The sequence below is a fragment of the Corynebacterium silvaticum genome (assembly GCF_002162115.2).
GTDB classification, from domain to species: domain Bacteria; phylum Actinomycetota; class Actinomycetes; order Mycobacteriales; family Mycobacteriaceae; genus Corynebacterium; species Corynebacterium silvaticum.
This window is the reverse complement of record NZ_CP021417.2, coordinates 2,562,642-2,572,864: the sequence shown is the minus strand read 5'-3', so window position 1 is coordinate 2,572,864 and position 10,223 is coordinate 2,562,642. Positions and strand designations below refer to the sequence as shown.

The window sequence follows — 10,223 nt, the reverse complement described above, 5'->3', positions numbered from 1 at the left end:
CTTCGTATTTCCTTTACCTTGTGCGAATGAACAACAACTAATTTTTCTTGCTGATATGGCAGTGCATTCGCGGGTCAATGCCATATCAGCAGCGCTCATCAACCCCAAAAATTAATGTCCAAACAACGAGATTTCCCCAGCCGGCGGTGAAAAATGTTATTTCACTGTCCACGGGGATTTCACCGAGTTGTTCACAACGCTTTGGGTGCTGTGACCGCGTATTCCACAGAGTTTTCCACAACTGTGGATAACTTTCCGCACTGGGGTGTGTGAAAAGTTATCCACAGTCATTTCACAACCTTGTGGACAACGCCCACCGTGAAAAGTACCGCTTTTAACCTGCATGAACCCAATTCTATGGGAAAAGTTTCGACATAGATTTGAGAGTTATCCACAGGCTTGGTTATTCACAGTGTGTGATTTTTCCTTACAAATATTGTTACTCGGTGTGACGTGAGGCTGTCCAAAAATTAATTTTAGATGTTTTATGTTCTCGGTCTGGGGAGCTCGAACAGACGCATTTTTATGGCTATATTGCAACTGTCGAGAGACCCTGACCGGCCAAATAGTGGATGAGCAGCTGTTAATTACAAAAATGTCATTACAGGGGTGGGGTTGGGGGAACGGCGTGTCGATTTGTTCTAGCTAGGAAAACTCACGTAGTCTGTTGAGGTCTGTCACTGCAACGGGCGTGTTTTTAATACGTCAATCGCAAGTGCTTTGTTGAGAACGCCGCTATGAACGACAGAGCTTTCGGAACGCCTCGCATCAAAAGAGATGTGTGACGCCGACAGGGTTCCGGAAATTCGGCGCTAACGTGATTGTGGTTAGCGTGGTGCGCGTACCTCACTTGAAAATCATCCAATTTAGGGTGACCGCGCTTCCCAGTAATGCTGAGAAGTAAGAGGGTGCTTGGCCCACTGTGGGTCGGGGATCTTTGTGCGGCCGCCTACACACAACTTGAGGAGTGTTCACCGTGGCTAAGGGCAAGCGGACGTTCCAGCCGAACAACCGTCGTCGCGCACGTAAGCACGGCTTCCGTATTCGTATGCGTACCCGTGCGGGGCGCGCAATCGTGGCTGCACGTCGTCGTAAGGGCCGTGAGAAGCTGACTGCTTAGTCTCTTCTTACAAGAATTAAACGACGGTGCTTCCTTCTAGGCACAAGCTCAGCAATTCCGACGAGTTCCGTGGAACTATTCGGAAAGGCAAGCGTGCTGGAAGAAGCACCGTCGTTATTCATTTACGCACCCATGCTGCTGCGGACAACATAGCGGCAGTAGGCGGACCACGCTTTGGCCTCGTGGTGTCTAAAGCCGTAGGCAATGCGGTGATCCGTCATGCAGTCTCTCGCAAACTTCGGCATATTCTTATGGGAATGAAAGACCAGATTCCTCACGACGTGCATATTGTTGTTCGCGCATTACCCCCGGCGGCAATGGCGACGTCTAAGGAACTGGAAGCGGATGTTCGTTCGGGCGTCGAAAAGCTGCTTTTACGTTGATAAGGAGCGGCTCTCATGTGTTATTCCCACCAGCAACTAGGCAATGAGAATAATAATTCTTGGCCTGTGCGACCTGCTGGGATGCTCAGTGGGCTGCTGTATGATGCGGTGCGTTTCTACCAAAAATATATTTCTCCCCTTAAGATGGGGTCTACCTGCCGTTTCGATCCGACCTGTAGTGCGTATGCGCTTGAGGCTGTGTCTCGGCGTGGTGCTGTTGTAGGCACGGCGTTGACGATCGCACGGTTAGCCAAATGTGGCCCCTGGCACCCAGGCGGTTACGACCCCGTGCCTCGGCGTTGATTATGCATCGGAGATTCTTTGGAGGATCCTCGATGATCAGCTTCGATATGCAGGGAACGCCACATCTTAAAACTTCGACCACCAAGGAGTTCTGACTCACAGTGCTCAACTTCATTTATTGGCCGATCTCGGCCATCCTGTGGTTCTGGCACAAAGTAGTGAGCTTTGTGTTTGACCCAGACTCCGGCATCTCGTGGGTGTTGGCTATTATGCTGCTGACGTTCACGATTCGTGCATTCCTTGTGAAGCCAATGCTCAATCAGATGCGTTCTGCTCGCAAGATGCAGGAACTCCAGCCGCTGATGCAGGAAATCCGTAAGAAATACGGAAAAGACCAGCAGAAGATGATGGCAGAGACACGGAAAGTGCAAAAAGAAGTGGGAGTCAATCCCATCGCTGGTTGCCTTCCCGCCCTCGTACAGATGCCTGTGTTCATCGGTCTGTTCCACGTGCTGCGCTCCTTCAACCGTACCGGTACCGGACACAGCCAGCTGGGACTTTCCGTTGAGGTCAACCGACAGACCCCTAACTACATCTTCTCGCCCGAAGACGTTCAGTCCTTCCTTGACGCTCGTATCTTTGGCGTGCCGCTCTCCGCATACATTTCGATGCCTGGTGACATGTACAAGGCTTTCCAACCTGTAGATTTCACCCGTGCCAACATCATTGCTGTGGCAGCTCCGTTGATTCTGATCATCGTGGTAGCAACGCATATGAACGGACGTTTGTCTGTTAATCGCCAAAAAGCACGGCGTGAATCCGGCCTGCAAGCCGCGCCTACTAGCGGCCAGATGCAGATGCAAATGGACATGATGAACAAGATGATGCTGTGGTTCATGCCATTGACCATTCTGTTTACCGGTGTCCTGTGGCACCTCGGTCTGCTGTTCTACATGGTGGCCAACAACATTTGGACCTTCTTCCAGCAGCGTTGGATTTTTAACAAGATTGACGCAGAAGAGGCCGAAGAAATTGAAGCCAAGAAGGCCGCGAAGCGGGCAACGGCTCCGAAGCCCGGACAGCGTCCGAATAACCCTAAGAAGGGCAAGAAGAAATAATTTTTCTTCCGCTCACTGCCGCCACCACATATGGTGGCGGCAGTTTTTGTTATTCCGCCTGGTAAGTGCGTGCGTGATGTGGTGGCTTTCCCGTTTGGGGGCAACAGTGTCGGACCGGCGTGATAGCGTTGTGAACGTACCGGAGTTGTCTGTGATGCCGGTAGAAGTATTAAGGATGGTTCCACGTGAAACATGAGGAAAATAACGGTGCCGAGCGTGAGCTTGAGCTGGTCTCTCCCCCAGAGGTAGCCACAGAGATCTTTGGATCGTTGCTGGATAAAGCGGTGGAATACCACCGTTTATTGGCTACCGACGGATCCACACGCGGATTTATCGGCCCTCGTGAAGTTCCAAAACTGTGGGACCGTCACATACTTAACTGCGCGGTCATCGGTGAAGCGATGGATCTCCATGCTCGCGTTGCAGATATTGGCTCAGGAGCCGGTTTGCCTGGTATTCCTCTTGCGCTTGCCCGTCCTGACCTGGAGATAACGCTCATTGAACCGCTGCTCAAGCGTTCTGTTTTCTTGGGTGAGGTGAAAGACTCCCTGGAGTTAGATAACGTGACCGTGATTCGGGGGCGTGCAGAAGAAAAAGAGGTCCGAAACGAACTGGGGCTTGTCGACGTCGTCACATCGCGCGCAGTCGCTCCCCTAGGAAAACTTGCGGGATGGTCGCTTCCGTTGGTTCGTCTTGGTGGGAAAATGATCGCCATGAAAGGCTCCTCCGTAAAAGAGGAATTTGACCGTGATGAAAAGATGATTTTTAAAGCTGGTGGCGGAAAAATCAAGATTTTTACGGTGGGTGATCAGCTGGAAGATCCAACTACACTGATTTCTATCCGAAAAGTTCGCTAAAAGCGGCGTTGGGTGGTGTGGAACCGCCTGCCCTCTAGGCATTAAAGTAAGAAACGTACACTGTGGGCGTGATAGGGCCCTCGATTCATAGACGAGAAGGGACGCATGGACGACCAGAACTGGGAAGATACACCGATCGCCGCTGCGGCACGCCGTGCGGCGCAGGTGTTGACGCCGAATAGCCTGCATCTGCCCCGTCCAGATAGCTCTCGCAGGATGACTGTAGCTAACCAAAAAGGTGGCGTAGGAAAAACTACCTCTTCAGTTAATCTCGCAGCGGGGCTTGCTATTAATGGCCTCAAAGTCCTTGTTATTGATCTTGATCCGCAGGGAAACGCCTCTACTGCCCTAGGTGTTGAACACCGTGCCGGAACCTTGTCGAGTTATGAATTACTCATCGGAGAATGCACTGTAGAAGACGCGATACAGGAAACGACGGCATCTGAGAACCTCTTCTGTGTTCCCGCAACCATCGATCTAGCTGGCGCCGAAATTGAGCTGGTTAACTTAGTTCGGCGAGAATACCGGCTCAGCGACGCTCTCAACACGGAGTACATGCAGCAGGCAGACTTCGATTACATATTTATCGATTGCCCACCCTCGCTTGGCTTACTCACCATTAACGCCATGACCGCCGTTGATGAGGTACTTATCCCTATTCAGTGTGAGTACTATGCCCTCGAAGGTGTGGGTCAGCTGTTGAATAACATCACGATGATCAGGCAATATCTGAACCCCAACCTGCATATTTCCTCGATTCTCCTGACCATGTATGACGGTAGGACAAAGCTCGCAGAGCAGGTCATGGATGAAGTACGCGGGCATTTTGGTGACGTAGTCTTGGGAACCAAGATTCCGCGCTCCGTGAAGGTGTCAGAAGCCCCAGGCTATGGGCAAACCGTTCTTGCCTATGATCCAGGTTCTCGGGGCGCGCTAGCCTACCTCGACGCGGCACGAGAGCTGGCCACTCGCGGCGACTATTTGCCGTCGGAAAGCTCGGGCCCAATCGGGATGTCACCAGAAGCATTGCGCGAACAACAAGGGCAAAGCCAAAATGAAGGCAATGCCGATCACGCGGATGAGACCTCAAAGGAGTAAGAAAGATGGCACAGGAAGCTCGTAAAGGTGGTCTCGGCAGAGGAATTGGCGCGTTGATAACTGGAAGCCCGTCGCCTGGGCAACGCATCGGCGACTCCGCAGCAGATGTGGTTTTTGGCGGTGCAACTGAGAAGAACAAACAATCGCGCTTGCAACGCGAAGCCAAGGGTGCGCGCATTAGCCCCATCATTGCGCATGCAGTAGAAAAGCAATCCGCAGGCTCACGCGGAACAGATCAGCAACTCGAAGAATTTGGTGCCACCTACCGGGAAATTCCCATCGGGCTCATCATCCCCAATGAGAAAAACCCCCGTAGCGTTTTTGACGAGGAAGACCTCGCTGAGCTGGTTCACTCAATCCGTGAGTTTGGTCTGCTCCAGCCCATCGTGGTCCGCGAGACCCCCGATGAGCACTACGAGATCATCATGGGTGAGCGCCGCTGGCGTGCATCATCTAAAGCTGGCGTGAAAACTATTCCCGCAATCGTCCGCAAAACCGATGACTCGGAGATGCTGCGTGACGCCCTTCTGGAGAACATCCACCGCGTTCAACTTAATCCTTTAGAAGAAGCAGCTGCTTACCAACAATTGTTGCAGGAATTCGGCGTTACCCAGAATGAGCTGGCAGATAAACTCGGCCGTTCCCGCCCCGTCATCACCAACATGATTCGCTTGCTTGCCCTTCCCGTAGCAGTACAGCGCAAAGTGGCGGCTGGTGTGCTTTCTGCCGGACACGCTCGGGCGCTCCTAGGCGTTAAAGGTGGCGAGGACCACCAGATCGCCCTTGCCGACCGCATTGTGGCTGAGGGCCTTTCTGTTCGTGCAACAGAAGAAGCCGTCACACTGATGAACCGTGGTGAGAAACCAGCACCAAAGAAGCGGGAAAAGACCCCGACCCCCGAGTTCCTCACCCATGCCGCAAACCGCCTTGCCGACGGCCTAGACACCAAAGTCTCGGTGAGTATGGGTAAGCGTAAAGGAAAAATCGTTGTGGAATTTGGTGGGCGTGAAGACTTTGACCGCATCATGGGGCTCCTCGGCGGAAACAGCGAGGGGCATTAGCAGCTTCTTGTGAAAGGCGCTTAATGGCATGAACACACGAATCGAGGCCCTCGACCTAGACGGTATCCCCCGGATACACCTGGGGGCGTCGAGAAGCGTGTTCTGGGAGCTGGAGGAATCAGCGGCCCTGTGTGCGTCCACTGCCGGGACTCCCACCCTGGAAAAAGAAGCGTGGTTAGCCGCTGTGCTGTCCGCATACGGCAGCTGCGGCTTCAACATCACAAGCGCCGACGACACTGCTCTCCGGGCCTATGCAACCTTGCTCTACTGCCCAGCTTCTGAAGCCCCGGGCTGTGCCCAATTGCCCACCGCCCCTGTGACCAGCGATGCCTACGTGCTGACCTCCCTCCACAGAGATCCAGCCATGATGGGCAGCGGCATAGAAACAGTGCTTCTCGACGCAGCCATCGTCCATCTTGCCGGACAAGGAATAAAAGCTCTTGAAGCCTTTGCACGAGACGAAGCCTTTTGCGACGATCCATTGAACCCACAGCCGGAGAACATCCAACGCATACTCACATCTGCGGAGGATATTGGCTTGATGACGCTAGCGTTATTGGAATCCGCTGGATTTGAGATCATTCGGCATCATCCGGTGCTGCCCCTCCTACGGCTTGAACTGCCGCCAGCGCACACTTTGTTTACCGCGGAGACTGCGGAACCTTTGCTTGCCAACGTGGCTGTATAAAAGGCAATAAAAATGGTGGCCTCCCCGAGGAAAGCCACCACAGAAAACTTAGAGCATGCCCTGTTCCAGCATCTCTGCGAACTTGTAGGTGCCGGTGGGCTGGTCATCGTCGTCAAGGAGATACAGGCGCTTGACGGCCACCACAATTGCTTCTGCGATCGCGTCTCGATGCTTGGGGTCAGTCAAGATCGTGACATCGTGAGGGTTGGTCAGATAACCCAACACCACCTCGATGGTCGGCATAGCCGTGATGCGGAGTAAATCCCAGGTCCTGCCGTGGTTACCGCAGTTGACCAAGTCGGTGCGAGCGCTGATTTCGCGTTGAATGAAGCCACTCAACATCTCGCCAGTCAGGGAGTTGGTCCCGGACTCAGAGCCGAAGTAAAAAGTGGCAACGCCGTTTGCTTTGTCGTTCTGGTACTGATCGCACTGTAGACAAATCATCACGTCGGCATCAAAGGCATTGGCGATGTCCGCGCGCTCCAGCTGTGAAGGATTATCCTGCCGCGGCCTGGAGATGATGGTCTCCATCCCCGCAGCGATCATGCGTCCCTCTACCCGGGTGGCAAGGTCCCAGAGGATTTCCTCCTCCGTGATCTTTCCATAAGGACCCCGCACTACTTGTCCACGCGAGTTTCCGCCCAAAGAGGGGTCGATGACGACGCGCTTACCAGCGAGCATAGGGCCGGCGTCGCGGACGCGCTCGCGCTCGCGAAGGGCCTGCGGCGAACCGCCGGTAATTCTGCGACCAAGGCGCCCGAACGCACGGATTGTTTCGGGACCGCAGATGCCGTCGCTCTTCAGCCCATAGTTGACCTGATAACTGAGCAACGCCTTGTATGTGTTATCACCGAATCGGCCATCGACGCGATCGGTGTAAAAACCGAGTTCTTGAAGCTGCGTTTGCAACTGCACTACGTCGTCGCCAACGAAAATATTATTCGGCTCGAAGCTAAGAACTCGGGCACCGAGCTTATATGAGGCCTCGCGGAGGGCACGGAGAGTGACCTCGTTGATCTCACCGCTAGCGATGATGCCCCGAGCCTGCTGCATACCCTTGATAACTTCGGCGAGTTCCTCGTCGAAGTATGTCTCCGGGTCAGTGAACGTTTGCCCCTTGGACTGTTTGATTTCTTTATCAGAGTCCGGCACAAGACCAAGGCGTGTCAGTGCTGTTCTGACTTCAGCGACGCGCGGGCTGCGGTCACCTACTCGCAAGATGTCAGACACACTGCTCCTTTCCAATAACGGGTGGTCAAGCCAAAAAGCCGGTTAACGGCACAGTGATGGCTTTGTAATCCTCGTCAAAGGATACCAGTTACTGGTGTGAACGCAGTTTTGCCACGATCTCTGATTTCGGACGGACTCCAACAAATTCGGCGACCTTCTGGCCGTCTTTGAAGATAAGGACGGTGGGAATCGACATGATTTGGAACATTGCGCCCAGGTTGCGCTCGGCATCGACGTCGACTTTGCCCACGACGACATCGTCGCCCATCTCGGCGGCGATCTCATCGATGACCGGACCCAGCTTCTTACAAGGGCCGCACCATTCAGCCCAGAAATCGACGAGAACTGGTTTATCGGAGTCAATGACGGTTGTCTTAAAAGTTGCCTCGGTCAAAGCGATAGGTGCATTCATAGGGTTTCTCCTTATACGTAGGTGGTGGGTTAGGCGTCGAGTGATGCGAGATAATTCTCGGCGTCGATAGCGCCGCGGCAACCGGAACCGGCAGCGGTGATTGCCTGCTGGTAGTGGTCGTCGACAAGATCTCCCACGGCGAAGACACCAGGAACGTTGGTGCGCGTGGAAGGCTCTGCTACCCGGACGTAGCCCGCATCATTGGTGTCCACTACGTCACGGAACAAATCAGAGCGAGGATCATGGCCGATTGCTACGAACATAGCCGTGACGTCGAGAACGGAAGTCTCTCCGGTGACAGTGTCCGTGAGCTCCAGGCCGCTCACCGTATTCTCCCCCAACACCTTGGATACGGTCTTATTGGTGAGGAACCGGATCTTGTCGTTGCTCTTGGCCCGTTCCAGCATGATTGCGGAAGCGCGGAACTCCTCGCGGCGGTGCACGATAGTCACAGACTTAGCAAACTTGGTAAGGAAGGTTGCCTCTTCCATGGCGGAGTCGCCGCCGCCAACGACAGCGATGTCATGATCGCGGAAGAAGAAGCCGTCGCATGTGGCACACGCAGATACTCCCCGACCCAGGAGAGTCTGTTCGCCTTCTGCACCGATATAGCGCGGTGCAGAGCCTGTGGCCAGGATGACGGAACGAGCATGGAACTCTTGCTCGTCGACCCAGATCTTCTTGATCTCGCCTTCAAGCTCCACCTTGGTCACCAATTCCATGCGGAGATCTGCCCCAAAGCGCTCGGCCTGAGTACGCATGTTGTCCATAAGGTCTGGCCCCATTATGCCTTCTGGGAAGCCCGGGAAGTTTTCTACCTCTGTGGTGGTCATCAGAGATCCACCGAATTCGATTCCCTCGAAAACGATGGGCTTGAGCTCAGCACGAGCCGCATAGAGAGCTGCGGTGTAGCCGGCTGGACCGGATCCGATGATGGCTACGTCGTGCACTGTGGTCGCGTTAGGCACGCTGGGTGCTTCGGACATGAGGTTGCCTTCCTAGCTGTTGTAACTGAATCTAGCGGGGCCAGATATGTGGAGAAAGCCCTTCTGAGTATCTCCGTAGGTGCTTTCGTGATTCTGGCTCAGTGTAGCCGTTAGCCGCAGCGCCTCAGTATTCTCCTCATAGGTTACTTTCTTTTTCTTCCTAACAAGTGAGGGCAAGAATGCATTACCGACGTGACAAGGACAACGTTGAAGCCACGTCTATGCGCTACAGCTCTTCAACCACGGGAGTGAGAAGACCTCTCAGAGTTTTTCGTGCCCGAGCCCGACGCGACTTGATTGTTCCCGGCCGAACGTTTTCTATCTGTGCGGCAACATCAACGTCATAGCCAGCGAAATCGACCAAGAGAATGGCGTTTCTTTGCTCGGGTGGCAACACGTCTACCGCTTGGGCTATTGACATGGACATAGCGTGATCCCTGAGTGGAACATGGCTGAGTGTATAGTCCAGCCGGGCGTGTGTTCCCATGAGAGGTTCCAACGGGAGGTTGTCTCGATGCGTGCAACGATGGATGTGGTCGTAAGCGCTGTTAAACACAAGGCGATAAAGCCACGTGCTCAATGAGGAGTCGCCACGGTACCGCGCTAGATTTCGTGCGGCCTTGAGCATCGCTTCCTGCATGATGTCGTCAGCATCGGAATCGCAATAGCTGTGACGTCGAGCAAGCCACCACAGGCTGTGATAGTGCCGCTTAGTTATTTCGTCGAAGGCCTGGTTATTTCCCTCGAGGAACTGGATAACGAGATCAGCGTCGCGGGTCTTTGTGGCATATCGCTTTGCGACGTTTTCCCCTGCGATGGCTTTCAAAGTCAGTCTGTTTGAGTCGCCAGCTCTGGATTTTGGCTGCATCGTGTTTGATTGCGGTGGCCGTGACTGCACAGCTCACTATTCCCCCCATAGTGTTTATGGTGCCACTTCCCTACAGCGGCACGATGATTCTTGCTTTTAATATTGGCTAAGAAAGCGTCTTGGCGAGATATCCTGCTTGCCCAATGAATTGGATGTCAT

At 53.8% G+C, this 10,223-nt stretch carries 12 protein-coding genes; 8 read left to right on the top strand and 4 right to left on the bottom strand.

The window, feature by feature from the left end:
- The first annotated feature begins 976 nt into the window (after window positions 1-976).
- The 8 genes from rpmH to CBE74_RS24480 all read left to right on the top strand — a co-directional run bounded on the left by rpmH (window position 977) and on the right by CBE74_RS24480 (window position 6,568).
- Window positions 977-1,120, top strand: coding sequence for a 50S ribosomal protein L34 (gene rpmH, locus CBE74_RS24515; RefSeq protein ID WP_013242964.1), 144 nt, complete (start codon window positions 977-979; stop codon window positions 1,118-1,120).
- 26 nt (window positions 1,121-1,146) lie between these two features.
- Complete coding sequence (gene rnpA, locus CBE74_RS24510) at window positions 1,147-1,503, top strand: ribonuclease P protein component (protein ID WP_087454800.1); 357 nt, start codon at window positions 1,147-1,149, stop codon at window positions 1,501-1,503.
- A 15-nt stretch (window positions 1,504-1,518) separates the two neighbouring features.
- On the top strand, window positions 1,519-1,806 hold the full coding sequence (gene yidD, locus CBE74_RS24505; protein ID WP_087454799.1) for a membrane protein insertion efficiency factor YidD: 288 nt from the start codon (window positions 1,519-1,521) through the stop codon (window positions 1,804-1,806).
- Between the two features lie 101 nt (window positions 1,807-1,907).
- Window positions 1,908-2,864 (top strand): membrane protein insertase YidC, encoded by a 957-nt coding sequence (gene yidC / locus CBE74_RS24500; protein WP_087454798.1) that lies wholly within the window; start codon window positions 1,908-1,910, stop codon window positions 2,862-2,864.
- A gap of 185 nt (window positions 2,865-3,049) precedes the next feature.
- The gene (rsmG, locus tag CBE74_RS24495) at window positions 3,050-3,721 is read left to right on the top strand and encodes a 16S rRNA (guanine(527)-N(7))-methyltransferase RsmG (RefSeq protein ID WP_087454797.1); all 672 of its coding nucleotides are present in this window, start codon (window positions 3,050-3,052) and stop codon (window positions 3,719-3,721) included.
- A gap of 105 nt (window positions 3,722-3,826) precedes the next feature.
- Window positions 3,827-4,819 carry a ParA family protein gene (locus CBE74_RS24490; protein WP_087454796.1) on the top strand — a complete coding sequence of 331 codons (993 nt, stop codon included), beginning with the start codon at window positions 3,827-3,829 and terminating at the stop codon, window positions 4,817-4,819.
- A 5-nt stretch (window positions 4,820-4,824) separates the two neighbouring features.
- Window positions 4,825-5,880, top strand: a complete 1,056-nt coding sequence (locus CBE74_RS24485) for a ParB/RepB/Spo0J family partition protein (RefSeq protein WP_087454795.1) — start codon at window positions 4,825-4,827, stop codon at window positions 5,878-5,880.
- Window positions 5,881-5,908: 28 nt separating this feature from the next.
- Window positions 5,909-6,568 (top strand): hypothetical protein, encoded by a 660-nt coding sequence (locus CBE74_RS24480; protein WP_180316379.1) that lies wholly within the window; start codon window positions 5,909-5,911, stop codon window positions 6,566-6,568.
- A gap of 48 nt (window positions 6,569-6,616) precedes the next feature.
- On the opposite strand, the gene CBE74_RS24475 is transcribed toward CBE74_RS24480, so the two are convergent.
- From CBE74_RS24475 to CBE74_RS24460, 4 genes are all read right to left on the bottom strand, one after another.
- On the bottom strand, window positions 6,617-7,798 hold the full coding sequence (locus CBE74_RS24475; protein ID WP_087454794.1) for an N-acetylmuramoyl-L-alanine amidase: 1,182 nt from the start codon (window positions 7,796-7,798) through the stop codon (window positions 6,617-6,619).
- A gap of 88 nt (window positions 7,799-7,886) precedes the next feature.
- A complete protein-coding gene (gene trxA / locus CBE74_RS24470; protein ID WP_087454793.1) occupies window positions 7,887-8,210 on the bottom strand; it encodes a thioredoxin in 324 nt (107 codons plus the stop codon).
- 29 nt (window positions 8,211-8,239) lie between these two features.
- Entirely contained in the window at window positions 8,240-9,196 is a 957-nt protein-coding gene (gene trxB / locus CBE74_RS24465; protein WP_087454792.1) for a thioredoxin-disulfide reductase, read from the bottom strand.
- A gap of 226 nt (window positions 9,197-9,422) precedes the next feature.
- Window positions 9,423-10,064, bottom strand: coding sequence for a sigma-70 family RNA polymerase sigma factor (locus CBE74_RS24460; protein ID WP_225870217.1), 642 nt, complete (start codon window positions 10,062-10,064; stop codon window positions 9,423-9,425).
- Between the last annotated feature and the right edge of the window lie 159 nt (window positions 10,065-10,223).